The sequence below is a fragment of the Streptomyces sp. R35 genome (assembly GCF_041053035.1).
Classification (GTDB): Bacteria; Actinomycetota; Actinomycetes; order Streptomycetales; family Streptomycetaceae; genus Streptomyces; species Streptomyces lutosisoli.
Window position 1 is genome coordinate 9,346,590 of record NZ_CP163440.1, and the last position, 26,503, is coordinate 9,373,092.

General features: G+C 71.6%; 23 protein-coding genes and 1 pseudogene. 15 read left to right on the forward strand and 9 right to left on the reverse strand.

The window, feature by feature from the left end; translation table 11 throughout:
* The first annotated feature begins 8 nt into the window (after nt 1-8).
* From AB5J50_RS42040 to AB5J50_RS42050, 3 genes are all read left to right on the forward strand, one after another.
* Nucleotides 9-557, forward strand: a complete 549-nt coding sequence (locus AB5J50_RS42040; RefSeq protein ID WP_369263861.1) for a GNAT family N-acetyltransferase — start codon at nt 9-11, stop codon at nt 555-557.
* Nucleotides 558-675: 118 nt separating this feature from the next.
* Entirely contained in the window at nt 676-1,347 is a 672-nt protein-coding gene (locus AB5J50_RS42045) for an arginase family protein (protein ID WP_369263862.1), read from the forward strand.
* Nucleotides 1,348-1,434: 87 nt separating this feature from the next.
* Nucleotides 1,435-3,408, forward strand: a complete 1,974-nt coding sequence (locus tag AB5J50_RS42050) for a DUF5107 domain-containing protein (RefSeq protein WP_369263863.1) — start codon at nt 1,435-1,437, stop codon at nt 3,406-3,408.
* A 215-nt stretch (nt 3,409-3,623) separates the two neighbouring features.
* On the opposite strand, the gene AB5J50_RS42055 is transcribed toward AB5J50_RS42050, so the two are convergent.
* Both AB5J50_RS42055 and AB5J50_RS42060 read right to left on the reverse strand, forming a co-directional pair.
* Nucleotides 3,624-3,977, reverse strand: coding sequence for a VOC family protein (locus AB5J50_RS42055; protein ID WP_369263864.1), 354 nt, complete (start codon nt 3,975-3,977; stop codon nt 3,624-3,626).
* 58 nt (nt 3,978-4,035) lie between these two features.
* A complete protein-coding gene (locus AB5J50_RS42060) occupies nt 4,036-4,857 on the reverse strand; it encodes a class I SAM-dependent methyltransferase (protein ID WP_369263865.1) in 822 nt (273 codons plus the stop codon).
* A gap of 559 nt (nt 4,858-5,416) precedes the next feature.
* Between AB5J50_RS42060 and AB5J50_RS42065 the strand changes: the two genes are divergently transcribed.
* From AB5J50_RS42065 to AB5J50_RS42090, 6 genes are all read left to right on the forward strand, one after another.
* On the forward strand, nt 5,417-7,036 hold the full coding sequence (locus tag AB5J50_RS42065; RefSeq protein WP_369263866.1) for an ABC-F family ATP-binding cassette domain-containing protein: 1,620 nt from the start codon (nt 5,417-5,419) through the stop codon (nt 7,034-7,036).
* Between the two features lie 213 nt (nt 7,037-7,249).
* Nucleotides 7,250-7,492: a DUF6158 family protein gene (locus AB5J50_RS42070; protein WP_369265661.1), complete on the forward strand. Its 243-nt coding sequence runs from the start codon at nt 7,250-7,252 to the stop codon at nt 7,490-7,492.
* On the forward strand, nt 7,489-8,067 hold the full coding sequence (locus AB5J50_RS42075) for a TIGR03086 family metal-binding protein (protein ID WP_369263867.1): 579 nt from the start codon (nt 7,489-7,491) through the stop codon (nt 8,065-8,067). Before AB5J50_RS42070 ends, AB5J50_RS42075 begins: the two co-directional genes overlap by 4 nt.
* 199 nt (nt 8,068-8,266) lie before the next feature.
* Nucleotides 8,267-8,908 (forward strand): hypothetical protein, encoded by a 642-nt coding sequence (locus AB5J50_RS42080; RefSeq protein WP_369263868.1) that lies wholly within the window; start codon nt 8,267-8,269, stop codon nt 8,906-8,908.
* Nucleotides 8,909-9,129: 221 nt separating this feature from the next.
* Nucleotides 9,130-10,377: an aminotransferase class I/II-fold pyridoxal phosphate-dependent enzyme gene (locus AB5J50_RS42085; protein WP_369263869.1), complete on the forward strand. Its 1,248-nt coding sequence runs from the start codon at nt 9,130-9,132 to the stop codon at nt 10,375-10,377.
* A complete protein-coding gene (locus AB5J50_RS42090) occupies nt 10,374-11,480 on the forward strand; it encodes an MBL fold metallo-hydrolase (protein WP_369263870.1) in 1,107 nt (368 codons plus the stop codon). Before AB5J50_RS42085 ends, AB5J50_RS42090 begins: the two co-directional genes overlap by 4 nt.
* Before the next feature lie 58 nt (nt 11,481-11,538).
* Here AB5J50_RS42090 and AB5J50_RS42095 read toward each other — a convergent pair whose 3' ends face one another.
* Both AB5J50_RS42095 and AB5J50_RS42100 read right to left on the reverse strand, forming a co-directional pair.
* Nucleotides 11,539-12,165 (reverse strand): DedA family protein, encoded by a 627-nt coding sequence (locus AB5J50_RS42095; RefSeq protein WP_369263871.1) that lies wholly within the window; start codon nt 12,163-12,165, stop codon nt 11,539-11,541.
* A gap of 70 nt (nt 12,166-12,235) precedes the next feature.
* Nucleotides 12,236-13,009, reverse strand: a complete 774-nt coding sequence (locus AB5J50_RS42100) for an MBL fold metallo-hydrolase (protein ID WP_327433284.1) — start codon at nt 13,007-13,009, stop codon at nt 12,236-12,238.
* Nucleotides 13,010-13,120: 111 nt separating this feature from the next.
* Between AB5J50_RS42100 and AB5J50_RS42105 the strand changes: the two genes are divergently transcribed.
* Complete coding sequence (locus AB5J50_RS42105; RefSeq protein ID WP_369265662.1) at nt 13,121-13,573, forward strand: hypothetical protein; 453 nt, start codon at nt 13,121-13,123, stop codon at nt 13,571-13,573.
* A 104-nt stretch (nt 13,574-13,677) separates the two neighbouring features.
* On the forward strand, nt 13,678-15,750 hold the full coding sequence (locus tag AB5J50_RS42110; RefSeq protein ID WP_369263872.1) for a phage holin family protein: 2,073 nt from the start codon (nt 13,678-13,680) through the stop codon (nt 15,748-15,750).
* Between the two features lie 41 nt (nt 15,751-15,791).
* Here the strand turns inward: AB5J50_RS42110 and AB5J50_RS42115 are convergent, their stop codons facing one another.
* On the reverse strand, nt 15,792-17,414 hold the full coding sequence (locus AB5J50_RS42115; RefSeq protein WP_369263873.1) for a DUF6345 domain-containing protein: 1,623 nt from the start codon (nt 17,412-17,414) through the stop codon (nt 15,792-15,794).
* Nucleotides 17,415-17,698: 284 nt separating this feature from the next.
* On the opposite strand from AB5J50_RS42115, the gene AB5J50_RS42120 reads away from it, so the two are divergent.
* From AB5J50_RS42120 to dnaK, 4 genes are all read left to right on the forward strand, one after another.
* Entirely contained in the window at nt 17,699-18,760 is a 1,062-nt protein-coding gene (locus AB5J50_RS42120) for an ATP-binding protein (protein ID WP_369263874.1), read from the forward strand.
* Nucleotides 18,761-18,917: 157 nt separating this feature from the next.
* On the forward strand, nt 18,918-20,723 hold the full coding sequence (locus tag AB5J50_RS42125) for a hypothetical protein (RefSeq protein WP_369263875.1): 1,806 nt from the start codon (nt 18,918-18,920) through the stop codon (nt 20,721-20,723).
* A 106-nt stretch (nt 20,724-20,829) separates the two neighbouring features.
* Nucleotides 20,830-21,258, forward strand: a complete 429-nt coding sequence (locus tag AB5J50_RS42130) for an OsmC family protein (protein ID WP_369263876.1) — start codon at nt 20,830-20,832, stop codon at nt 21,256-21,258.
* 143 nt (nt 21,259-21,401) lie between these two features.
* Nucleotides 21,402-23,273: a molecular chaperone DnaK gene (gene dnaK / locus AB5J50_RS42135; RefSeq protein ID WP_369263877.1), complete on the forward strand. Its 1,872-nt coding sequence runs from the start codon at nt 21,402-21,404 to the stop codon at nt 23,271-23,273.
* A 3-nt stretch (nt 23,274-23,276) separates the two neighbouring features.
* On the opposite strand, the pseudogene AB5J50_RS42140 reads toward dnaK, so the two are convergent.
* The 4 genes and pseudogenes from AB5J50_RS42140 to AB5J50_RS42155 form a co-directional block, all read right to left on the reverse strand.
* A pseudogene (locus AB5J50_RS42140) lies at nt 23,277-23,549 on the reverse strand (respiratory nitrate reductase subunit gamma); the annotation flags it as partial.
* 220 nt (nt 23,550-23,769) lie between these two features.
* A complete protein-coding gene (locus tag AB5J50_RS42145) occupies nt 23,770-24,585 on the reverse strand; it encodes an SAM-dependent methyltransferase (protein ID WP_369263878.1) in 816 nt (271 codons plus the stop codon).
* Between the two features lie 46 nt (nt 24,586-24,631).
* Nucleotides 24,632-25,495, reverse strand: a complete 864-nt coding sequence (locus AB5J50_RS42150; protein WP_369263879.1) for a helix-turn-helix domain-containing protein — start codon at nt 25,493-25,495, stop codon at nt 24,632-24,634.
* A 120-nt stretch (nt 25,496-25,615) separates the two neighbouring features.
* A complete protein-coding gene (locus tag AB5J50_RS42155) occupies nt 25,616-26,494 on the reverse strand; it encodes a helix-turn-helix domain-containing protein (protein ID WP_369263880.1) in 879 nt (292 codons plus the stop codon).
* Nucleotides 26,495-26,503 lie beyond the last annotated feature (9 nt).

The following is a 26,503-nucleotide window of genomic DNA, read 5'->3' on the forward strand; positions in this document are numbered from 1 at the left end:
GTGACGGAATGTCTGAGAACGCCGGTTACCTCGCCGAAGGCCCTCGTGTCGGTATACGCCACTTCACCTACGAGGACGGTGCCGAGTTCACCGCGCGGGCCCGCGAGAGCAAGGATCTGCACCAGCCGTGGCTCTTTCCGCCCGGCAGCGCCGCCACCTATGCCGCGTACGCGGGCCGGCTCATCCAGGATCCGACCAAGGCCGGGTTCCTCGTCTGCGAACGGGACGGCGGAGGCATCGCCGGGTTCATCAACATCAACAACATCGTCGAGGGCGGCTTCCTCTGCGGGGCACTGGGATACGGCGCCTTCGCGCACGCCGCCGGACGCGGGCTGATGGCCGAGGGGCTCGGGCTCGTCGTGCGGTACGCCTTCACCACGATGGGGCTGCACCGCCTCGAAATCAACGCACAGCCGGGGAACGCCGCCTCCCTCGCACTCGCCCGGCGCTGCGGCTTCCGCCTGGAGGGCTTCTCGCCGGACTTCATATACATCGACGGGGCCTGGCGGGACCACGAGCGGTGGGCGATCACGGCGGAGATGGTCCGCAGCGGCTGACCGGTTGACCGGCACCACCGGAACGCCCTCCCCGCCGGCCTCCCCATGGGTGAGGGTGAGCCCATGCGGAACATCGTGGTGCTGGACGCCCCTTCCAACCTGGGCCTGCGCCCGCCACGTGCGCGCCGGTGACCTGCCCGTCGTCCTCGGCGGCGACTGCTCCATCCAGCTCGGCGCCTCGCTCGCGCTGCGCCGCATCGGCCGGTTCGGGCTCGCCGCCGATGGGGGCACCTCCCACGCCCTTAAGGCAGTGGGGGAGGATCGGCCGACTTCCGCCACCCCGGCAACTCGGACCGGATTCGGCGCCGCCGGTGGCGAGGAACTGGCCCTCGCGACCGGCCGCGGACAGGACGACCTCACCGACCTCGAAGGGCTGAAACCCTATCTGCGGGACGAGGACGTACGCCTCTTCGGCATCCGCGACTACGACAGCGAGCGGGACGAGCTCGCCGCGCTGAAGATCCAGACGGTGACCGTCGGCGAACTGCGTGAATGGGGCGCGGAGGCGATCGCGCGGGCCACCGTGCAGACCCTCGAACTCCCGCACCTGGAGGGCTTCTGGGCCCGCCTCGACGCCGGCTGCCTGGACCCGTCCGTGATGCCCGCCGTGGACAGCCCGGACCCCGACGGGCTGCTCCCCGACGAACTCCTCGCGCTGCTGAGCCCGTTGGTGCGCTCCCCGCACGGCGTCGGACTCAACATCACCATCTACGACCCCGATCTGGACCCGGAGGGCACGGCGGGGGAGCTGCTCGCGGACCTGGTCGTCGCCGCCCTCACGGAATCCTGACCGGACCCCGTCGTCTTCGGCTTTGCGGAATCCTGACCGGATCCTGACGAGCGGAGACCCTGGTCAGCTCCTCGATGGCCATGTTCCATGGTCGTCGTGACGACGATCCGACGTGACGTACTGACGCTTCCCGCCGCCGAGTTGGGGCCGAACAACCCGCTGCCGCCGCTGCGGCCCCTCGACGAGATGCACCGCATCGACGAACGCGACCGCGAGGGCCTGCCCCGCGACATGGCCTGGCAGATCGGATACGAGCCGCTGCGCAGCGTCCTGCCGGAGCGCATCCGCGACGGGTACGACAGACAGCGGGCGCCCCGCGAGACCGACGCGATCGTGATCGAGAACGACCGGCTCCGGGCCACCGTGCTGCCCGGCTACGGAGGCCGTGTCGTCTCCCTCTTCCACAAGCCCTCGCAGCGCGAACTCCTCTACCGCAACCCGGTGTTGCAGCCCGCCTGCTTCGCCCTCAACGGCGCCTGGTTCTCCGGCGGCATCGAGTGGAACATCGGCGCGACGGGCCACACCACCCTGTCCTGCTCGCCCGTCCACGCCGCCCGCGTCCCCGCCCCCGACGGCGGCGAGATGCTCCGCCTCTGGGAGTGGGAGCGGCTGCGCGACCTGCCCTTCCAGGTCGACCTGTGGCTGCCGGACGGCTCCGACTTCCTGTACGTCGGCGTACGCGTCCGCAACCCGCACGAGAAGCCCGCGCCCGTGTACTGGTGGTCCAACATCGCCGTCCCCGAGGAGCGCAGGGTACTGGCGCCGGCCGAGGAGGCATGGCACTTTGGCTACGAGCGCCGACTGCGCCGGGTGCCCGTGCCGTCGTACGAGGAAGTCGACCGGACATACCCCCTGAACAGCACCTTCCCCGCCGACTACTTCTACGAGGTGCCCGACGGGCGGCGGCGCTGGATCGCCGCGCTCGACGACGCGGGCGACGGGCTCGTGCAGACGTCCACCGATGTGCTGCGTGGGCGCAAGCTGTTCGTCTGGGGCTCGGGCTCTGGAGGACGGCGCTGGCAGGAGTGGCTGACCGAACCGGGAACCGGCGGATACTGCGAGATCCAGGCCGGGCTCGCGCGCACCCAGCTCGAACATGTGCGGCTGGACGCGGAGAGCGAGGTGTCCTGGCTTGAGGCGTACGGGCCCTTGAGCGGGAACGCGGCGGCGGTTCACGGCGCGGACTGGGAGGCGGCGCAGGCCGAGGTCGAGGACCGGCTGGAGGCCTCCCTGCCCCGGGGTGACGTCGACGCCGCGTACGCCGCCTGGGCACCGTACGCCGACACCGAGCCCAGCGAGGTGCTCGCCGTCGGATCCGGCTGGGGCGCACTCGAAGTGCTGCGCGCTGCCTACAAGTTGCCGGGTACGCCCTTCGACGAGTCCACCCTCGGTGAGGCGCAGGCGCCGTGGCTTGAGCTGCTGCGATCGGGTGCGTTTCCGGAGCCTCGGCGGGTCGGGCCGCCCGGCGAGACCCTGGTCGCCTCGCACTGGCGGGACATGCTGGAGACCGCGCCCGCCGTGCCGCTCGCCGAGTACCACCTCGGGGTGGCCCAGTGGCACGCGGGTGATCTGGCGCAGGCCGTACGGAGCTGGGAGCGGGCGCTCGAACTGGCCCCGTCCCTTTGGCCGTTGCTCCGTTGTCTCGCCGTCGCCGACCAGGAGGCGGGCCATCGGGAGCGGGCCGCCGACCGGTACGCCGAGGCGTTCGACGATCTGTGCCGGGAGCGGCGGGATCACGGTGTGGTGTGGACTGCGGCTACGGCGGCGTTGGGGCGTGAGGCGATCGGGGCGCTGCTCGCTGTGCGGCGGGTGGGGGATGCGCGGGCTGTGTGGGAGCGGTTGCGGCCCGCTACGCGCGGGCGGGGGCGGTTTCGGTTGATCGAGGCGCAGTTGTTGGTGGCGGAGGGGGAGGTGGGGGCGGCGCGGGCTGTCTTCGATGCGGGGTTCGAGGTTGCGGATCTGAGGGAGGGGGGCGAGGTGATTTCCGAGCTGTGGGCCCGGGTTACGGATGAGCCGCTGCCGGAGCGGTACGAGTTCCGGATGCGGCCGCCGCGCGAGTGAACGCGGGGGGTTCCTCGCCCCCGCCGCCCCTACCCGTCCCATCCGTACCTGGGGGCTGCGCCCCCAGACCCCCAAAAGATTGCGCAGTTCCCCGCGCCCCTTTCAGGGGCGCGGGGCTGTGACATTTGCGGCTCCGCCGCGGGGCGCGAACGGCCCCCACCGGTCCGCAGTCGACACTCAACCGAACGGGGTCTGGGGCGGAGAGACCGCATTGGCTACTGTGTGGCGCGGCGGTCGGCGTACTCGAACACCGCCCCGTCCGGATGCATCACGATCAGATTGCGCCCCGCCGGCGTCGCAACCGGCCCCGCCAGGATGCGAGCCCCCGATTCGCTGAGAACGCGGTGGGCCTCGTCGACGTCCTTGACGGCGATGGTGGCGGCGACCTTCCGGAGAACGTCCAGTTCGGCCTCAGGCCCGCTCATCAGCAGGAAGAAGCCGACCGCGGCGACCGAGACGCCACCACGCTCGAAGCGGAGGGCACGCCCGCCGGCCAGTCTCTCGTAGAAGGGGACCGAGGCCTCCAGGTCGTCGACGCAGATACGCAGCGTGGCTCCCAGAATCTCCATACGCAGAAGCCTAGTTGGGCCGTGCAGGGGGCGAGATCGTTTCGGGCGGACGGGTCCGTCAGACTTCCTTGCGGCAGAGAATCTCTCCGTGCAGGACCGAGAACCAGGCGTCCTCCTGCCGACCCCACTCCCGCCAGGCGTCCGACACCGCACGCAGCTGTTCCGTGGTCGCGTGACCACCCCCCGTGGCGCGTTCCGCGTATGCCGACGCCAGGGTGCGGTCTGCCCACAGGCCGCTCCACCAGTCGCGCTCGTCCTCGGTGGCGAAGGTCCAGGTGCTTGAGGTGGCCGTGATGTCCCGGATGCCGGCCGCCAGTGCCCACGACTTGAGACGGCGGCCCGCGTCCGGCTCGCCGCCGTTGGCGCGGGCGACCCGCAGGTACAGGTCCTGCCAGTCGGTCATGCCCTGCGACTGCGGGTACCAGGCCATGGCCGAGTAGTCCGCATCGCGGACCGCGATGAACCCGCCCGGCTTGGTCACCCGGTGCATCTCGCGCAGTGCCTGCACCGGGTCGCCCACGTGCTGCAGTACCTGGTGGGCGTGGACCACGCAGAAGGTGTCGTCCGGGTACTCCAGCGCGTGGATGTCCGCGACGGCGAACTCGATGTTGTCCAGGCCGCGTTCGGCTGCCGTGGTCCGGGCCTGGCGCAGGATCGCCGGTGCGTGGTCGACGCCCGTGACGTGTCCGTCGGGGACCAGTTCCGCCAGGTCGGCGGTGATGGTGCCCGGGCCGCAGCCGATGTCCAGGATCTTCATGTGGGGCTTCAGTGAGTCGAGCAGGTATGCCGCCGAGTTGGCGGCGGTGCGCCAGGTGTGTGAGCGCAGTACGGACTCGTGGTGGCCGTGTGTGTAGACGGCGGTCTCCTGCGACTTCGACATGACCGTTCCCCTTCTCGCCGGTGTCGGTTACCCATCACCGTACGCTCGCATGTCGAATAGTGAGACCTGCGTCTTGCGATATGGACGAGCTTGAAGTGTCACCTCGCCCTCCACGTCCGTGACTTGACCCTCGTATGCCTGCCTCGGCCATGCGTTCTTCGCCCCCGCCGCCCCTACCCGTCCCATCCCCAGGGGCTCTGCCCCTTCGACCCCGTTCGGTTGTGTGTCGGGTGCGGGCCGGTGGGGGTTGGGCGCGCAGTTCCCCGCGCCCCTGACGGCTCGGGGCTGCGCCCCGTCGCCTCCCGGGCCGCCCCGGGTGCTTTTGTCTTGTGTCTCTTGTCTTTTGTCTTTTAGGGGCGCGGGGAACTGCGCGACCAGCCCCCACCCACCCGCAGACGCATTCAGGGGCGCGGGGAACGGCGCAATCTTTTGGGGGTCTGGGGGCGGAGCCCCCAGGGATGGGACGGGTAGGGGCGGCGGGGGCGAAGACGTGCTTGGGGCGGCGTCAGGCGAATACGCGTTTGCCCCGTGGCCCCGGCTCCCCGGAGAATGCCTCCCCATGGGACATCTCGAAGCCGCACATCTTGAGTACTACCTTCCCGATGGGAGGGCGCTGCTCGGCGATGTGTCGTTTCGGGTGGGGGAAGGGGCCGTCGTGGCCCTCGTGGGGCCCAACGGGGCCGGTAAGACGACGCTGCTGCGGCTGATCTCGGGGGAGCTGAAGCCGCACGGGGGGACCGTCACCGTGACGGGCGGGCTGGGCGTGATGCGGCAGTTCGTGGGGTCCGTGCGGGACGAGACGACCGTACGGGAGCTCCTGGTCTCCGTGGCACCGCCCCGGATCCGGGAGGCCGCGAAGGCCGTGGACGCCGCCGAGCACGGGATCATGACCGTGGACGACGAGGCCGCGCAGCTGCGGTACGCGCAGGCGCTGTCCGACTGGGCCGAGGTGCGGGGCTACGAGTCCGAGACGCTCTGGGACATCTGCACGATGGCCGCGCTCGGCGTCCCGTACGACAAGGCGCAGTGGCGGCTGGTACGGACGCTGTCCGGAGGCGAGCAGAAGCGGCTCGTGCTGGAGGCCCTGCTGCGCGGCACCGACGAGGTGCTGCTGCTCGACGAGCCGGACAACTACCTCGACGTACCGGGGAAGCGCTGGCTGGAGGAACGGCTCAAGGAGACGCGCAAGACCGTTCTCTTCGTGTCGCACGACCGGGAGCTGCTGGCCCGGGCCGCGGAGAAGATCGTCAGCGTCGAGCCCAGCCCCGCGGGCGCCGACGCCTGGGTGCACGGCGGTGGCTTCGCGACGTACCACGAGGCGCGGCGGGAGCGGTTCGCGCGGTTCGAGGAGCTGCGCCGGCGCTGGGACGAGAAGCACGCGCAGCTGAAGAAGCTGGTGCTGAATCTGCGGCAGGCAGCCTCCATCAGCCATGAGCTGGCGTCCCGGTACCAGGCCGCGCAGACCCGGCTGCGGAAGTTCGAGGAGGCCGGACCGCCTCCGGAGCCGCCGCGCGAGCAGGACATCAAGATGCGGCTGCACGGCGGGCGTACCGGCGTACGGGCCATCACCTGCAAGGGGCTCGAGCTGACCGGGCTCATGAACCCGTTCGACCTGGAGGTCTTCTACGGCGAGCGCGTCGCCGTGCTCGGCTCCAACGGCTCCGGCAAGTCGCACTTCCTGCGCCTGCTCGCCGGCGACACCGTCGCGCACACGGGCGAGTGGAAGCTCGGCGCCCGCGTCGTGCCCGGCCACTTCGCGCAGACGCACGCCCACCCGGAGCTGCAGGGCCGCGCGCTCCTGGACATCCTGTGGACCGAGCACGCCCAGGACCGTGGCGCCGCCATGTCCCGGCTGCGCCGCTACGAGCTGACCGCGCAGGCCGAGCAGCGCTTCGAGAAGCTCTCCGGCGGACAGCAGGCCCGCTTCCAGATCCTCCTGCTGGAGCTGGAGGGGTCCACGGCCCTGCTCCTCGACGAGCCGACCGACAACCTCGACCTGGAGTCCGCGGAGGCCCTCCAGGAGGGCCTGGAGGCGTACCAGGGCACGGTCCTCGCCGTCACCCACGACCGCTGGTTCGCCCGCTCCTTCGACCGCTACCTGGTCTTCGGCTCCGACGGCCGCGTACGGGAGACCCAGGAGCCGGTGTGGGACGAACGCCGGGTGGAACGGGCCCGCTAGGCCGCCCTGTCCAGCGCCCCCTGGGGCCGGTGCTCCTCCGCCGTACGTCTGCGACGGGACGGGGCGACGCGTACGGAGGCCCCGGGGCCCGGATGTTCGTAGAGTGGAGGGAGACAGGTGAGATCCATGGCTCCCTCCCGGACGCCGCTCGGGGTACTGCTTGCCGGGCGGGTACGCGGACCGCACCGAGGACACGACGAGCGGGGTACCACCATGACCGGAGTCGACCCGGGCCGGCTGGACGACCAGCAGCTGATGAAAGAGCTGGAGACCATCCACCGCACGCGCCACGACACGCTGCTGCACGGTTCGAACGACGCGCTGCGGACCCACAACGAGCGCATGGCCCTGCTGGAGGGCGAGTATCTGCGCCGCCACCCGCGCCGCCCCGTCCTCGCAGGCCGTACGAGGGACGGGGCCCGGGAGAGGGGACCGGCGGGGGCGCCGTCGGCATGACCGGCACAAACCCGCTGCTCACCCGGCACGCGCAGGCCCTCGACCTGTTCGGCGACCGCGTCCACGCGGTCCGGGACGACCAGTGGGGCGCTCCTACGCCCTGCACCGACTGGACGGTGCGTGATCTCGTCAACCATCTCGTCTCCGAGCAGTTGTGGGTGCCTCCGCTGGTCCGGGACGGAGTCACCGTCGAGGCGATCGGAGACACCTTCGACGGCGATGTGCTGGGCTCCGATCCGGCCGCTTCCTGGGATGCGTCGGCCCGCGCCTCCCACGCCGCCTTCACCGCGCCGGACGCGCTCGACCGCGTCGTCCACCTGTCGTACGCCGACACCACGGCCGCCTTCTACTGCGCTCAGCTGGTGACCGACCTGGCCGTGCACACCTGGGATCTGTCCCGGGCGATCGGCGCCGACGAGCGGCTGCCGGGCGACCTCCTGGAGTTCACGGTCCGCGAGGTCACCCCGTACGCCGCCGACCTCGCGAAGAGCGGGCTCTTCGCCGCGCCGGTGGAGCCGCCGCCCGGCGCCGACGCACAGACCGAGCTGCTGTGCCTGCTGGGACGTGAGCCTTAGCCGGCGAGCAGGAGGGTCGCGTATGTCCGCCCTCGCGGACGCCGGCTGCCGTCTCCCTGGCGTCACCCGCTCGGGCGCCTGTGTCCCGCGAATGGTGCCCGGCCGCGCGCGCCGCGCGGCCGGGCGGGCTGTGATGGGCCCCGAGGGGCACGACGGCCGTGCCCCTCGGGAAAGCCGCCCGGCCGAAGGAGCCCAGCCCATGCGCCGTACCGCCCGTGCCCTGTTCGCCACCGCCCTGGCAGGTGCCGCCCTGGGTGCCGCCGCGTCGGCCGCGTTCGCGGATCCTGCCGCCGAGGTCAGCCCCGGCTCCGTCGAGCCCGGCGGCACCCTCACCATCTCCGTCACCTGCGACGCGATAGGCGGAGCCCCGCCCGACTTCATCGACGCCACCTCGCAGGGCTTCGAGGAGGGCAAGGTCCAGCTGAGCCGGGTCCAGGGCGACACCGAGAGCGCGGCGGGCGCCGCCTACCGCGGCACGGCCCGTATCCCGTCCGGGGGGAACTTCGACGGCGGCTCCGACGCGACGGGCCCCGAGCCGGAGTGGGGCGTCGACGGCGCGTGCCCCGAGCCCCCGGGCGGCCAGAAGAAGCCGTGGAAGGCCTCGTACACCGTGGCCCGTGGCACCAAAGCAGCGAGTGGCACCGCGCAATGGCCTCCGGACGTCCAAGGGCCCCCGGACGTCCAGCGGCCCCCGGCCGTCCAGCGCGGGGTACACGCCGGCGAGGGCGGCGCCTTCACCGGGTCCGTGCCTGCCCTGGTCGCCGGGAGCGTCCTGATCGCGGGCGCGCTGGGCGCGGCCGTCCACCGGCTGCGCCACAAGGACACGTCAGCAGACAGTTGACGCTGTGACGGGAACAACCGGACGGGTGCCCATGGGGTGGCCGAACCCTGGGTACGGAGAGGCCGAGGGCACGAGCGGAACCGTACGAGGAGCTGTACCAGGACACGGATGACGCATAAGCAAGAAGGGCTGTACGACGGGACAGGGGCACCGGAGACCGTACGGAGGCGGGAGCACCGGAGCAGGGCACGGCACGCACCACGGACTGCGCGGAGGCACATATGCGGCGGACGGATCCGGAAGGGCACGGCCCCGTCCGTTACGGCCCGCCCCTTCCCGGCCAGGGCCTGCCCGTGCTGCCGGAACTCCGCTCCGTGCTGGCCGCCGCCGCGGACCGCGCCGACGCCGAGCCCTCCGGCGGCGGCCCCGGCCTCCTCGACGCCGCCTGCGGCTACTGGAGCCGGCGCGGACTGCCCACCGCGCACGACCGGGTGGCCGCCGCACCCGGCGCCCCCGCGCTGCTCCTCGCGCTGACCGGCGCGCTCGGCGGCGACGTCCTCGTGCCCCGTCCGTGCGCCGCGTGGTGGGCGCCGCAGGCACGCCTGCTGGGCAGATCCGTGTTCCATGTGGCGACACCCGCCGAATGCGGCGGCATCCCGGATCCGTACGCCCTCCTGGAGACCGTTCGCAGAGTCCGCGCCGAGGGCGGTGAACCGCGCCTGCTCGTGCTCTCCGTGGCCGACGACCCCACCGCCACCGTCGCGCCGCCCGAGGTCGTCCACGAGACGGTCGAGGCCGCGATGGACGAGGGGCTGCACGTCGTCAGCGACGAGACCTGGCGCGACACCCTGCACCGGCCGCACGCCACGGTGCTGCTCAGCCCCGCCGAGATGCTCCCCGGCGAGGTCACCGTCGTCACGGACCTCGCGGGCGCCTTCCTGCCGCAGGGCTGGCCGGCCGCCGTCGCCCGCTTCCCCGACAACGACTCCGGGGTCCGGTTGCGCGCCCAGGTCCTCGACGTGCTGACCGTGCTCGGCGCGTGGGTCGCGGCACCGGTCGCCGCGGCAGCCGCGTACGCGCTCGGCGAGCCCGCCGGCATCACCGAACGGCTCACCGCCGCCGTACGCCTGCACGCGCACGTGGCCACCGCCGCGCACCGCGCGGTGGTCGGCGCGGGCGCCCTCGCGCGGCCCCCGCAGGCCGGGAGACATCTGTACGTGGACCTCGGCCCGCTCCGGTCCGCGCTCGGGGCGCACGGGGTGGGCGACGCCCAGGACTTGGAGGACTTCCTCACCGCCCGGCTCGGCATGCCCGCGCCGGGCGGGCACCGGTTCGGCGACGACCTCGCGGCGCTCCGGGTGCGCCTGGGCACCGGGCCGCTGCTCGGCGCCACGGACGAGGAGCGGGCGGAATGCCTCACGTCGCCCTCGCCGTTGGAACTGCCACATGTGCAACGCGCGTTGACCCTCTTGGGGTCGGCCTTCGACGATCTCCGCGACGACGCTCAGCGATGGGAGCCTCCTCGATGACGCAGCAGTCCGAGTCGACCACGAGCACGACGACCCAGGACGCCGACGATCCGGCGTCCTCTTCGAGCCCGGCGGCGGCCGGGCACGCAACTCCCGCCGTTCCTCTCGTTCCTGCTAGTCCCCTCGTTCCTGCCGGTCCGCTCGCCGAGCCCCGTCCGCTCGGCGAGCGGCGTAACTGGCCGCGGTCCTTCGTGGACCGGCTGACCGCGCCGCTGCCCGGACTGCGGGCCTTCGCCAGGTTCGCCCGCGAGGGCGCGCTGCGGCCGGGCGCCGAGGGACTCGCCGACATCCCGTCGCTGCCGTTCGAACCGGAGCCGTTGCCCCAGGTGGGCGCGCGTACGGTCGCCGTCTCCTGGGCGGGGCACGCCAGTTGGGTGGTCCGGATCGGCGGGCTCACCGTTCTCACCGACCCGGTCTGGTCCCGCAAGATCCTCGGCACCCCGGCCCGGATCACACCGGTCGGCGTGGCCTGGAGCGCGCTGCCGCGCGTCGACGCGGTCGTCATCAGCCACAACCACTACGACCACCTGGACGCGCCGACCCTGCGCCGACTCCCGCGCGACACCCCGGTGTTCGTACCGGCCGGGCTCGGCCGCTGGTTCAGGCGCCGCCGGTTCACCCACGTCACCGAGCTCGACTGGTGGGAGGCGGCCGAACTGCGCGGCGTCCGCTTCGACTTCGTCCCCGCGCACCACTGGTCCAAGCGCAGCCTCATCGACACCTGCCGCACCCTGTGGGGCGGATGGGTGCTGACGGCGCCCGACGGCCAGCGGCTGTATTTCGCGGGGGACACGGGGTACGGGCACTGGTTCGCCCGCATCGGCCGACGCTACCCGGGCATCGACCTCGCCCTCCTCCCCATCGGGGCGTACGACCCCCGGTGGTGGCTGAGTGACGTCCACTGCGATCCGGAGGAGGCGGTGCGGGCGGCTGTCGATCTGGGGGCGCGGCGGATGGCTCCCATGCACTGGGGGACGTTCGTGCTGTCGGCGGAGCCGGTGCTGGAACCGTTGGCGAGGGTGCGGGTCGCTTGGCAGCGGGCGGGGCTGGCGCGGGGAGATCTGTGGGATCTGCCGGTGGGGGGCTCTCGGGTTTTGGGGTGATCGCGGTGGGTGGGTCGCTGCGGGTTGTTCTGGGTTGCTCGCGCAGTTCCCCGCGCCCCTAACGGGGCGCGGTCCTGCGCACCCTGCGCCACAGGCTCGGCGTCACGCTGATCGCCAGTGTCAGGGCCACCGCCGCGACCACGCCCTCCCACGGCTCGTCGAAGAGGGAGCCGCCGAGGATGCCGATGACCTGGTAGGTGGCCGCCCAGGCGAGGCAGGCGGGGACGTCGCCGCGGGCGAAGGTGCGCAGGGGCGTCTTCGCCAGGAGGCAGGCGAGCATGACCGGGATACGGCCGGCGGGGACGAGGCGGGACAGGACGAGGACCGCGATGCCGTGGTCGCGCAGCTTCTCCTGCGCCTGGGCGAGACGGTCCTCGGGGGCGCGGTCCCGGAGGTTCTCCAGCCAGCGCGAGCCGTTCTTGGACCGCATACCGCGCTGACCGAGCCAGTACAGCGTTATGTCGCCGAGGAACGCGGCGAGCGCCGACACCCCGAAGACCAGCAGCAGGGCGAACGGCGCCGACTGGTGAAAGGCCACCACGGCCGCCGAACTCACCAGGGCGCCCGTCGGCACGACCGGCACGAGTGCACCGATCAGCACCAGCAGGAAGAGGGACGGGTAGCCGATCGCCTGCTGCGTGGACTCCGGCGGCACGGTCGTGGCCGCGACGGTCAGGATGGTCACCGGGCGACCTCCGGCCATGCGCCCTGGCCGCGCGTGGCGTCCGGTTCGGCGGACATGCTGGACGGGAACGTCACCTCGCGACCTCCGGGCGTACGCTCTCGCCGTGTTCGAGGCGGTGGACCGCGACCTGGGGCGCGCGTTCGGCGGCGAGGCGCACGAACTCCTCGCCCGGCGCGTGGAATTCATGGGGGCGCACGGCGTCCATTCCGATCGGCCAGTACGTGCCGTAGTGCACCGGCACGGCGCTGCGCGGCATCAGCTGGGCGAGCGCCTGCGTGGCGCGCCCCGCGTCGAGGTGTCCCTCGCCCAGGTACGGTCCCCAGCCGCCCACCGGCAACAGCGCCACGTCGACCGGTCCGACCTCCTCCGCCATCGACGCGAACAGCCCGGTGTCCCCGGCGAAGTACGTGCGCGCCTCACCCTCGATCACATATCCGACGGCGGGGGAGAGGTGCGGTCCGATGGGCAGCCGCCGTCCGTCGTGCCGCGCCGGCACGGTGCGTACGACCAGGTCACCGATCTGGGTCCGGTCGCCCGGCGCCACCTCGATGAGCTGGAGATGGTCCAGCCTGCGCAGCCCGGGCACCGCGCGCGGCGCGCCCTTCGGCACGATCAGCCGCGTGCCGGGCGCGAGCCGCGCCAGCGAGGGCAGATGCAGATGGTCGGCGTGCAGATGTGAGACGAGCGCCGCGTCGGCGACCGCCGCCCGGGGCGGGGGCGGCGCCCCGCGCCTGCGCCGAAGGTGCGCGAGCCGGCGCGCGAAGAGCGGGTCGGTGAGCAGGCGCATTCCGGAGTCCTCGACCGTGCAGGTGGCGTGCCCCCACCAGGTGATCTCCACCGGCACCTCTTTGCCTCCTTCGCGCGACTCCCCCCGAGCCTACGGGCAGGAGTAGGGTCGGCGGCGAAACCCGGAGGTGAGGGGGACGCCATGGGAGACGCGCGCGGTGCCTCCGGCATGCACGCCTTCAACTGCTCGCTCGACCAGAGCGGTCCGCCGTCGCGCCCCCCGTCGCTTCGCGTGATGGCGATCGCGAGCCTGACACCCCTGGAAGAACTGGAGGCGGATCCCTTCCTGGTCGACTCCCGCAGCCAGCACGCCATGTGTGCCCGCTGGGCCGCCGAACGCGGCTACGTGGTCACGCGGGAACTCCTCGTGCGCGGTCTGCGCCCCGACCACCGCACCCTGTGGGCGGACGTCGAGGCGGGTCTCGTCGATCTCTTCGTCGCCCCCAGCCGACGCGTGCTGGAACGCGCCCTCGCCTCGGTCGACGAGTTCACCGCCGAGTGTGTGCGCCGCGGCGTACGGGTCGAGACGGTCGGCTGCGCGGAACCGTCGTACGACGCCCAGATGAAGGCCCGGGTCCACCGCCGTCTGTCCATGCCGACGGCCGGGTACGACGGCCGCTGAGCCGCACTCCGCCAACGGGAGACTCGCGGCCCCTCCCGATCGTTGTGACAGGGTGGGAGCAGGCCTCGCGTACCGGGCGGGCCGGGACGTGAGGTGGACTGGGCGTGGGTGGAGGACGTTGGCGGCGGATCCTCAGCGGAGTGTGGCGGAGCATCGCGGTGTGGGCCGTGTCCACGGTCACGATGCTCGTTCTCGCCGGCGTACTGCCCGACTTCCAGTTGCAGTCGGACAACGGGGACAGCGCCACGCAGATCGCCGTCACCGCGGCGGCGGCAGCGGGTGTCTTCGGTCTGCTGTCGTCGCTTGTGTGGCCCCTGCTGGTCAGGGCGTTGCTGCTGGTGCCGGCCCTGGTGCTCGGGCTGCTCGTCTTCTTCCTCAACGGGTCCCTGCTGCTGATCGCCCTGCGGATCAGCCCCTCCGGGCAGAGTGAGGTCGCCCCCGAGACGGCCGTGGTCGTCGCCGCCGTGATGTCCGCCGTCGCCTCGGCCACCGGTGGTGCCCTCGCCGTACGGGACGACGACGCGTACCGGCGCCGGCTGTACCGGCTCGCCGACCGGCGCCGCAGGCGCTCCGACGGACAGGCCGGGCCCGTGACCCCCGGCGCCGTCTTCCTCCAGCTCGACGGCGTGGGCCACGACGTCCTGGAGGGCGCCATCGCCAAGGGGCTCATGCCGACCGTGGCGGCCTGGCTCGGCGGCAGGCGTCCGACCCACCGGCTCACCCCCTGGCGCACCGACTGGTCCAGCCAGACCGGCGCCAGCCAGCTCGGCATCCTGCACGGCAGCAACCACGACGTCCCGGCCTTCCGCTGGTACGAGAAGGACAGCCAGGAGGTCATGGTCTGCAACCGGCCCACCAGCGCCGCCGAACTCCAGCGCCGCGCGATCGAGCACACCGGTGACGGCGGACTGCTCACCGTCGACGGCGCCAGCCGCGGCAACCTCTTCAGCGGCGGCGCCGACGAGCTGGCCCTCGTGCTGTCCATGGCCGCGAGAAGGGGGAAGGAGAACCGCTCGCGGGCGGGCTACTTCGCGTACTTCTCCGACCCCGCCAACGCCGTCCGTACGGCGATGTCCTTCGTCGCCGAGGCGCTGCGGGAGCTGGGCCAGTCCACCTGGGCCCGGTTCAAGAAGCGCCGGCCACGCGTCAAGCGCGGCGGGCTCTACCCCTTCGTCCGCGCCTTCGCGACCGTCGTCGAGCGGGACGTCGTCGTCGCCGCGGTGATCGGCGACATGCTCGCCGGGCGCAACGCGGTCTACGCGGACCTGGTGGCGTACGACGAGGTGGCGCACCACTCCGGACCGTACAGCCGTGACGCCGAGAAGGTCCTGGAGCGCCTCGACCGCTCGCTCGCGCTGATCGCGAAGGTCGCCGAGCACGCCCCGCGGCCGTACCGGATCGTGCTGCTGTCGGACCACGGCCAGAGCCCCGGCGAGACCTTCCTGGCCCGTTACGGGCTCACCCTCGGCAATCTGGTCCGCGCGGGCTGCGGGCTGCCCGTGCCGCGCAGGGCGCAGCGCACGCACAGCGGTGCCGAGGCGCGGGCCGCCGTACGGGCCGCACTGCGCAGGCCGGTCGAGGAGGGCGATGAGCGGCACCGCCCCTCGCGCGGCTCCGAGCCCATCGTGCTGGCCTCCGGCAACCTCGGCCTGGTCTCCTTCCCCGATGTGCCGCACCGGATGAGCCGCGAGGAGATCGACCGGCGCCACCCCGCGCTGCTGTCGACGCTCTCCAACCACCCCGGCGTCGGTTTCGTCCTCGTGCGCAGTGAGGAGCACGGCGGCCTCGTGCTCGGCGCATACGGCGCGGAGGTGCCGGTGGACGAGCTCGACGACGAACACCCGGGCCCGCTCGCCGACTTCGGACCCGGTGCCGCCGACGCCGTACGCCGCACACACTCGTTCCCGCACGCCGCCGACATCATGGTCAACTCCTGGTACGACCCCAAAGAGGGCGAAGTCCTCGCCTTCGAGGAGCAGATCGGCTCGCACGGCGGACTCGGCGGGTCCCAGGCGCGGCCCTTTCTGCTCTCGCCGGTGGCGCTCTCCACGCCGGCCGAGGACGGCACCGGACTCGTCGGCGCCGAGCACATCCACCACGTACTGCGGCGGTGGCTGCGCGAGTGCGACGGCCCCCAAGTACCGCTGGCGGCACGCCCGAGCGAGCGTGCCGCCTGACGGGCCGGCCCCCGACCGCCGGGGTACGGCCTGGCCCCTGACTACCGGGCCAGTGGTGCGACCACCCAGCGCCGCGTCTTGAACCTGCTGTCCTGCTGCCCGATCTCGATCAGCTTGCGGGCCGCGGGGTAGGCCTCGTTGCCCTCGATCTCGTAGCCGACCTGGAGTGTGCCCGGCACGTCCCGGATCTCCAGCCGCTCATGGATCTCGGCGGCGGAACGCTGCTCGTCGGAGCCCACCACGGCGAGATGCTGGACCAGCCTCAGCTGGGCTGCGGCCAGCGACTCGGCCGGGTCCCGCGGAAGCGGTGCCGCGGCGGGCCGTATCCCCTGCCCGGAGGGCGGCGCGACCACGGAACTCGGCGTACGGGTCGAACCTGCCGCCTCCCTCGTCGACAGGTGCGCCTGGACGACCGTGCCGTCGTTGTCGAGCGCCACCCGGATCTCACCGCGCCCGGGCGTGATGACGGGGACGCCGCCGAAGGCCTGACGGAACGTCACATGCGTTTGGAGCGACACCGGTTCGCCGAGCTGCGAGCCGTCCTTGCTGCCGGAGTTCTGCCACAGGTCGTGCACCGAGTCGACGATCAACTCGGCGCCGTCCGCGTGCTGTTCGGCGAAGGCGCGGGCCAACTCGATGGCCCGGCCGGTGTCCAGCTGATCGGTGTTGCGGTGATTGGCCTCGGCGAGCTTGACCCAGCGCGCGGCGAGCGGCGCCGTCGAGACGTACCGGTCACCGGAGTTGGCGCTCAGCACACCCTGCCGCTCGACCTGGACCTCCTGCAGCGCGGCGGCCGGGAAGTTCGCCAGCTCCCCGAGCCGTGCCAGTTCGGCGCTCGGATCACGCGGAGCCAGCTGAACGGTCTGCTCGGGTACGGCGGTCGCCGCCTCGCGCAGACTGCTGCGGGCGTAGTACCAGCGCCAGGCGTACCAGGCGTCCGAGACGTGCTCGCGGACGAAGTTCCGTTCGGAGCCCAGGCGGTTGGCCGCCTCCGCCTGGGTCGGCCCGGTGGCGCAGACCGAGGGCGCCTGGCCCTGGTAGATGTCCCACGAAGCGTTCAGCCAGGCGTCAGTGAACGTCTGCCCGGCCCGCCACTTCTCCCAGAACTTCTTGCCGTAGTCGGGGCTGTCGATGCTCGTCGTCTCGAAGCCGAAGATCATCCGTGAGCCGAGGTTGGGGCCCGCCCAGGTGCGGATCGGGGTGTGCCCTTCGAGGACGCGCACCGAGTTGCAGGTGGACCAGAAGACGTAGTTCGCCTTCTCGTTGCCGAACGCCATGCGGTTGGAGATCGCGTCACTGCGGCCGTCCCACACCGCGCCGAGCGGTGCGAAGAACACCCCGTTGCCGTCCATGCCGCCGTGCCCCGAGTGGTAGACGGCGACCACGGCGTCCACCCCGTAGCGGTCCTGCCAGTTGTCGTACGTCTCCTCGTACGCCCACACCTGCACGCCGCCGTCCGCGAACCAGAAGTTCCGGTCGTAGAACTGCTGGAGATAGGCGAGCCAGCCCGTGGCGTCCTCGTGCGTGTGCGAGAGCGGGTTCTGGTTCACGAACTTCTGGATGCTGAACGCACCCCACCAGCCGAACGTCGCATCCCGGTCGGCCGCACCGGGCTTGCCGGAATCCAGCGGTGACGGACCCCGGTCCGAATAGATCATGCGCATGGTCAAACCCCCTGATGGTTCACCTCGCCGCGCTCGGTCCCTGAGGGGCGAGGGGGCCCAAAATGGCACCGCTGGAAGGGTTTGCCCAGCGCACAATCCGGCCATAGCGGCCGGGACCCGGGAATGACCCAGTGCCTCACACGTCGCCGTGGGAGCGGGGGTTCCGGCGCCTGGTCCGCATTTAAATGAGTGACCACCGCAACCATGAATTGCGTAACCTCGACGGCGAGCAACCACATCCGCGAGAGCGGCGCCGGTTTAGGCGCAAAGAGGGGAGCCGCTGCGTGCAGGCAGCCGTCACCGTCACTCCCGCCCGTATACCGGAGCTGCTGCTCGGTCTCGCGACCGTGCGGCCGGTCTTCATCTGGGGCGCCCCCGGCATCGGAAAGTCCTCCCTGGTAAGGGAGTTCGCCGAGTCGCTGGGACTTGAGTGCGTGAGCCTGCTCGGCACCCAGCTCGCCCCCGAGGACCTCATCGGCGTTCCGCAGATCCGCGACGGCCGGTCCGTGTTCTGCCCGCCGGAGGCGATCGCCCGCGACGAGCCGTACTGCCTGTTCCTGGACGAGCTGAACGCGGCGACGCCGGACGTACAGAAGGCCTTCTACTCGCTCATCCTGGACCGCCGCATCGGCAACTACGAGCTGCCGAAGGGCTCCATCGTGATCGGCGCGGGCAACCGTGCGACGGACAACGCGCTGGCGCGCCCGATCGCCTCGGCGCTGGTCAACCGTCTCGCGCACGTCCACCTGGAGGCGTCCCCGAAGGACTGGCTCGTCTGGGCCGCTTCCAACGACATCCACCCGTGGGTCCTGGACCATCTCACCGACCGGCCCGACCACCTGTGGTCCAAGCCGCCGAAGACGGAGGAACCCTTCTCCACGCCCCGCTCCTGGCACATGCTCTCCGACGCGCTGCGCTCCTTCGGGCCGGCCCTCGACGAGGCGACCCTGAAGGTGATCGCGCACGGCACGCTGACGCCCGCGCACGCCGTCGCCTTCTGCGGTTACGTCAAGATCGTGCGCAGCCGGTTCGGTATCGAGGCCATCATCAAGGGCGACGCCCGCTGGCCCGGCCGCCCGGAGGACCGCGACCTGCTCTACTACCTCGCCGAGTCCTTCCGTGGCCGCCTCGTCAAAGAGCTGCCGGCCAGCAAGGAGCACCTCTCGGAGAACGGCCGCCAGACCGCGTTCCGCGCCAAGTCGCTGCTCGTCCAGCTCGCCGAGATCTCCGTCGAGGTCGCCCAGAGCGTGATCGCCGCCGACGCCGACGGCAACCCCGTACTGCCCGCGTGGTTCCTGGTCGAGGCGGCACGGGACATGCCGCGGCTGGTGGAGGCGCGGCGATGAGCGGGGCGCTGCGCGCGCCGTCCCCCGGCTTCCTCGCCCCCTCCGCCCCTACCCGTCCCGTACCTGGGGGCTGCCGCCGCCAGGCCCCCGCTGTCGCGCTTCGCGCTCGTCCTCAAACGCCGGACAGGCTGATTCGGCCGTCCGCCGGAGCCCCGCGATGAGCCGCCCCCGTAAGCCGGCGGCAGCGGCCAAGCCGGATCCCGCCGCCGAGGCGTTCGCGGAGGGGATGCGGCTGGTGCGGGCCAATCGGGCGCTGGCCGCCATCGGGTTCAGCACATGCCGGCAGGAAGACTGCGTCAGGGCGCCGCGCGCCGGTCTGGTGTGCGTCGACTCCGACGGCATCCTGCACGTCCATCCCACCCGCCGCGCCGAACCGGCCGCCTGGGCCTGGGCCATCGCGCACGCCGTCATTCATCTGGGCTTCGGGCACGTCCCCGCCGCTGTCGGCGAGCGCGTACAGCCCGACCGTTTCGACCTCGCAGCCCGCTGCGTCGTGGTCAACCGCTTCCTGCTCGGCTTCCCGATCGGGCTCACCCCCGAGGACCTGCCCGACTCCTACCCGGACGGCGACGAGGAGCAGCTCGCCGCCCGCTGGCGCCGCGACGGCATCCCGCCCCGGTACGACCATTGCGGCACGGGACGTGACGAGCCGGACCAGCTGCTGGTGCCGTGGAACAGCTGGATCGGCGGCTCCCCGCCCGACTGGCAGATCGCCTTCGCGCACGCCTTGACCCGCACCATGGCCGACGCGATGGACATGGCGGGCGGCCGCCGCACGTCCATGCGCGGCGGACCCACCCGGCTGCAGCCCTGGGAGAAGGCGCTGAGCTGGTTCATCTCCTCCTACCCGCTGCTCGGCGGCGTCGCGGCCGGCATCACCCTCGTCGCCGACGCCGAACTCGCCCGCGCCCACGGCATCTCCATCGCGGCGGTCAACCCGGAGGCCGCCGAGATCTACATCAACCCGCTGTGCCAGTTCGACGCCGAGGAATGGCGGTTCGTCCTCGCCCACGAGATGCTGCACGCCGCCCTGCGCCACGGCGACCGCTGCGGGACCCGCGACCCGTATCTCTTCAACGTCGCCGCCGACTATGTGATCAACGGCTGGCTGTGCGAGATGCAGGTCGGCACGATGCCCGAAGGGCTGCTGCACGACCCGGAGCTGAAGGACCTGTCGGCGGAGGAGGTCTACGACCGGATCGCCGGCGACCTGCGCCGGATGCGCCGCCTGTCCACGCTGCGCGGCAAGGGCGCGGGCGACATCCTCGGCGGACCGCTCGGCTCGCCGCGCGACTATGTCGACCTCGACGAGTTCTACCGCCGGGGCCTCGGCCAGGGCCTCGACCTGCACCAGCAGCAGGAGCGCGGATTCCTGCCGGGCGGTCTGGTGGAGGAGATCCGCGCGCTCAGCCATCCTCCGCTGCCCTGGGACGCCCAACTCGCCCGCTGGTTCGACGAGTTCGTGCCCCGCCCGGAGCCCGTACGGACGTACGCGCGTCCGGCGCGCCGCCAGGCGGCGACCCCCGACATCCCGCGAGCGGGCCGCTACTTCCCGCCCGAGGAGATCGCCCGCTGCACCTTCGGCGTCGTCCTCGACACCTCCGGCTCCATGGACCGCACCCTGCTCGGCAAGGCGCTGGGTGCCATCGCCTCGTACGCCGAGGCCCGCGACGTACCGGCCGCCCGCGTCGTCTTCTGCGACGCGGCCCCGCACGACGCGGGATATCTGCCGGTCACGGAGATCGCCGGACGCGTCCGCGTGCACGGGCGCGGCGGTACGGTGCTGCAGCCCGGGATCGACCTGCTGCACCGCGCCGACGACTTCCCGCCCGGCGCGCCCGTCCTGGTGATCACGGACGGTTACTGCGATGTGCTGCGGGTGCGGCGTGAGCACGCGTATCTGATCCCGCAGGACGCGCGGCTGCCGTTCACCGCGCGTGGGCCCGTCTTCCGAGTGCGGTGACCCCTCTTCGGGATGCCGTGACCTGTCTTCCGCGTGCGCCGGGCCAGGTTGTGATCGGATGGTGGGTACGGACCCCGAAAACGGGACCTCACTGAAGGGATTCACCGTGGCCACCACGCGCTCTGCACACACCGTCTGGGAAGGCAACCTGCTCGAGGGCAAGGGCGTCGTCACCTTCGACTCCTCCGGCGCCATCGCCCAGCAGCCGGTGACGTGGGCGTCGCGCGCCCAGGACGCGAACGGCAAGACCAGCCCCGAGGAGCTGATCGCCGCAGCCCACTCCAGCTGCTTCTCCATGGCGTTCTCGCACGCTCTCGCGGGGGCCGGCACCCCGCCCACCAAGCTCGTCACCTCCGCCGATGTCTCCTTCCAGCCCGGTGAGGGCATCACCGGCATCCACCTCACTGTCGAGGGCTCGGTGCCCGGCATCGACGAGGGCGCCTTCCTCGCGGCCGCCGAGGACGCCAAGAAGAACTGCCCGGTCAGCCAGGCGCTGACCGGCACGACGATCACCCTGACGGCGAAGCTCGCCTGACGCTCGTACGCCGATGCCGCGCTTTCCCCGAGGGGGCGCGGCATCGTCATGCGCGCTCCTTTACGCGACCCCGTGCCATTGACAACCAGCCACTCAAGATTTGTGCTGGAGATCGGGCAGAGCCCTGGCGGAAGGGGACGGACATGGCACGTGCGGTCGGGATCGACCTCGGTACGACGAACTCGGTGGTGGCCGTCCTGGAGGGCGGCGACCCCACCGTCGTCGCCAACGCCGAGGGTGCGCGCACCACGCCCTCCGTGGTGGCCTTCGCCAAGAACGGCGAGGTGCTCGTCGGCGAGGTCGCCAAGCGGCAGGCGGTGACGAACGTGGAGCGCACCGCGCGCTCCGTGAAGCGTCACATGGGGGACGTGACCTGGCGTTTTCCGGAGAAGGACGCCATCGACGGCACCCGCTACCGGGCGCAGGAGCTGTCTGCGCGGGTGCTGCAGAAGCTGAAGCGGGACGCGGAGGCCTACCTCGGCGAGGACGTCACGGACGCCGTGATCACCGTGCCCGCCTACTTCGACGACGCGCAGCGCCAGGCCACCAAGGAGGCGGGCGAGATCGCGGGCCTGAAGGTCCTGCGGATCATCAACGAGCCGACGGCCGCCGCGCTCGCGTACGGGCTCGACCGCGGCGAGGAGCAGACCGTCCTCGTCTTCGACCTGGGCGGCGGCACCTTCGACGTCTCGCTCCTGGAGATCGGCGACGGTGTCATCGAGGTCAAGGCCACCAACGGCGACACCCGGCTCGGCGGCGACGACTGGGACCAGCGGATCGTCGAGCACCTCGCCCAGCGGTTCAAGGCCTCGTACGGCATCGATCTCGGCCACGACAAGATGGCGCTGCAACGGCTGCGCGAGGGCGCCGAGAAGGCCAAGATCGAACTGTCCAGCGCCTCGGAGACCACCGTCAACCTGCCCTACGTCACCGCCACCGGCGACGGCCCCCTGCACCTCGACGAGAAGCTGACGCGAGCTCAGTTCCAGGAACTCACCGCCGACTTGCTCGACCGCTGCAAGAACCCCTTCCACCAGGCGGTCAAGGACGCGGGCGTGAAGCTCTCCGCGGTCGACCACGTGATCCTGGTCGGCGGCTCCACGCGCATGCCCGCCGTCACCGACCTCGTGAAGGAACTCACCGGCAAGGACCCGCACAAGGGCGTCAACCCGGACGAGGTCGTGGCGCTCGGCGCGGCCCTCCAGGCGGGTGTCATCCGGGGAGACGTGAAGGACGTGCTGCTCCTCGACGTCACCCCGCTGTCCCTCGGCATCGAGACCAAGGGCGGCATCATGACCAAGCTCATCGAGCGCAACACCACGATCCCGACCCGGCGTTCGGAGATCTTCACGACCGCCGTGGACAACCAGCCGTCGGTCGGCATCCAGGTCTACCAGGGCGAGCGCGAGATCGCCGCGTACAACAAGAAGCTCGGCGTGTTCGACCTCACCGGGCTGCCGCCCGCGCCGCGCGGGGTGCCGCAGATCGAGGTCGCCTTCGACATCGACGCCAACGGGATCATGCACGTCTCGGCGAAGGATCTCGCCACCGGACGCGAGCAGAAGATGACCGTGACCGGCGGCTCCGCGCTCCCCAAGAACGACATCGACCGCATGATGCGCGAGGCCGAGCAGTACGCCGAGGAGGACCGGGAGCGCCGTGAGGCCGCGGAGACCCGCAACCAGGGCGAGCAACTCGTCTACCAGACGGAGAAGTTCGTCCGTGAGAACGAGCAGCGCATCCCGCCCGACACGAAGCCGGAGGTCGAGTCCGCGGCAGCCGACCTGAAACGGCTCCTGGAGGACTCCTCCACCGACACGGCCGCCCTGCGCGCCGGCATCGAGAAGCTGGCCACCGTCAGCCAGCGGATGGGGCAGGCGATGTACGCGCAGGCCCAGCAGACGCCCCCGGAGGACCAGCCGCCCACCGAGCAGGCCCCGGGCGACGAGGAGGGCGTGGTGGACGCCGAGATCGTCGACGAGGACAGGGGGCCCAAGGACGGCGGCGCCGCCTGAAGGTCAGGCGTCCGTCTTCTCCCAGCCCCGCCGTGCCGGCCGCGCCCCGAGCTGCTTCGGGTCGCGGCCGCGGTAGACCACGTACGGACGGAACAGATACTGCACCGGCGCGCTGAACATATGGACCAGCCGCGTGTACGGCACCAGCGCGATCAGCGCCATGCCGATCACCGCGTGGATCCGGTAGAGCAGCGGCACGCCCTCCATCAGCTCCGTCTTCGGCTGGAGCGTGAACAGGCTGCGCGCCCAAGGGGCGATGGAATCACCGTAGTTCCAGTCGTGTCCTTCACACCGATGGCGTCCGCGTCCTGCGGGGGCATCCAGATGTTCTGGCCGCCGCGCGAGAGCGAGAGCATGAACAGGTTGTCCTGGTACTCGGAGTGGATCGACCACTTGTTGTGCGGGGTGAGGTAACGGACCGCGCTCCCTTGCTTACCCGTGCTCTCGAAGCCAGGGGCAAGCAGGGGAACGCACCCGCTCACGGCACCCGTACGGGTCAGAGCTTGAGTCCGACCCCCGCGTACACCGGGACAGCTCCCTCCGCCTGGGCCGCCAGGTCCTCCGCCTCCGGACGCCACTCGGAGACCGCGACCACGCCGGGCTCCTGGAGCTCCAGGCCGTCGAAGAACCGCGAGAACTCGGCGTGCGTGCGCGGGAAGAAGGGGGTGCCACTGCGCCGGAACAGCTCGGCGGCCTTCGCGACGCCCTCGGGGCTGATGTCGGCGGTCACCTGGGACAGCACCACGTAGCTGCCCGGGGCGAGCCCCTCGACGTACCGCTTGATCAGGCCGTACACATCGTCGCCGTCCGTGGCGTCACCCAGGTAGTGGGTGAGCGCGACCAGTGACAGGGCGACGGGCCGGGTGAGGTCCAGGGAGCCGGCGGCCAGCCGCAGGATGGTGTCGGGGTCACGGACATCGGCGTGTACGTAGTCGGTGGTGCCCTCGGCGGAGCCGTGCAGCAGCGCCTCGGCGTGCCGCAGGACGATCGGGTCGTTGTCCGCGTACACGACCTTGGCATCCGGTGCGACCTGCTGGGCCACCTGGTGCAGATTGGGTTCGGTGGGGATGCCCGTGCCGATGTCGAGGAACTGGCGTATCCCCGCCTGCGCGGCGGTCCGCGTCGCACGGTGCATGAAGCGGCGGTTGGCGCGCGCCCCGCGCACCGCCGTTCCGTCCGCGGCGAGGATCTTGCGGGCCAGCTCCTCGTCGACCGGGTAGTTGTCCTTGCCGCCCAGCCACCAGTCGTAGACGCGGGCGGGATGGGGACGACTGGTGTCGATACGGGTGGGCGCGGCTTCACTGCCGGTCATGCGCGTGCTCCTCGGTCGTGTTCGGGCGGCGTGTTCGGGCGGCCTCTCAGAAGTTCTCGCGGAACTCCCGGAGGATCTCTTTGGTGCGCTGGGCGGAGGCCGCGTGGGCCGACATGTGGTCGAGGACTTCCAGGTGCAGGGCGACCTCGGCGCGCGAGTCGAGATACAGGGCACCGGTCACGTACTCGCTGTAGACCATGTCCGGCAGCTCGGGCTCCGCGAAGCGGAACAGCGCGAAGGACGTGTACGTCCCCGGGTGCGGGCCGTTCGCGTACTCGGCGACCTGGAGGGTGATGTGATCGTGCTCGCTCGCTTCGAGGAGCCGGTCGATCTGGTTGCGCATGACCGAGGCGCGGATGCTGACGGGCCGGCGCAGCACCGTCTCGTCCATGATCACCCAGAGGTGCGGCGGATTCTCGCGGGTGAGCAGCTTCTGCCGGTTCATCCGCAGCGCCACATGCCGCTCGATGGCCTCGGGGCCGGTCTGCCCGACCGTCCCCGCCTCCAGCACGGCCCGCGCGTAGTCCTCGGTCTGCAGCAGCCCGGGCATGAAGTGCGGCTCGTACGAGCGGATCATCCGGGCGGCGCCCTCCAGGCTGACGTGCATGCTGAACCACTCCGGCAGCACGTCGTGGAACCGCTGCCACCAGCCCGGCTGGTTCGCCTCCTCGGCCAGCGTGACGAAGGAGCCCACCTCGTCGTCGGCCACGCCGTACGTCGTCAACAGCACTTGTACGTAAGGGATCTTGAGGGCGACCTCGGCCATCTCCATGCGCCGCACGGTCGCCGGGGCGACCCGCAGCACACGGGCCGCCTCCTCCCGCTTCAGCCCCGCGGCCTCCCGCAACTCCTGAAGCCGCCGCCCGAGCACCACCTGCCCCACGGTGGGCGCAGCCCGCCGCTCACTCACGCCACGCCTCCCCACGCGCCGAAGTACCCGAGCAGTGTGTCATGTCCCACCCACAACGCTCACAGGATCCGCCGAGCCACTTTCACCCCGGACGCATCCAGCACGGTGATTGACGTTCCCTCAGGAGAGCAGTGACTGAAGGTACTTGACCGTCGCCGGGTCCGCGGGGAGGAACGTCTCGATGGCCAGCTCGGCGACCGTCACGTCCATCGGGGTGTTGAAGGTCGAGATCGACGAGATGAAGGACAGGACCCGGCCTTCGTGCTCGATCTGCATCGGAAGCGCGAAATAGGGGACGGGGCCGCGGAGTTCGCCGCCCTCGGCCAGGTCCGGGTCCGGATCCGGGACCGGATACGCCGCGACCTCCTCGTACAGGGCGCGCAGCGGCTCCGAGCGGCGCAGGGCGATCTGCCGGTCCATCTGGGCGAGCAGATGGTCCCGCCACGCGCGCAGGTTGCGGATGCGCGGCGCCAGACCCTCCGGGTGGAGGGTGAGCCGCATGGCGTTCAGCGGCGGCGCGAGCAGGGACTCGGGGACGCCGTCCAGCAGCATGGCGATGCCCCGGTTCGCGGCGAGGACGTTGTACGTGGCGTCGACCACCAGCGCCGGGTAGGGCTCGTAGCCCTGGATCAGGCGCTCCATGCCCTCGCGCAGGGCGTCCATCGACGGGTCGTCGAGCGGGGTCTCCTTGAAGTGCGGCGCGTAACCGGCCGCGAGCAGCAGCGCGTTGCGTTCCCGGACGGGTACGTCGAGGTGTTCGGCGAGGCGCAGCACCATCTCCTCGCTGGGGCGGGAGCGGCCCGTCTCGATGAAGCTGATGTGCCGGGCCGAGGAGTCCGCCCGCAGTGCCAGCTCCAACTGGCTCACCCGCCGCTGCTCCCGCCAGCCGCGCAGCAGCGGACCGATGCCTTCGCCGACACCGTCGCCGGTACCTTTGCCGGCGCCCTTGCGGGCGGGGGCAGTTGGGGGTGCGGCGGCTCCGGACGCGACAATCGTCATACGACGACG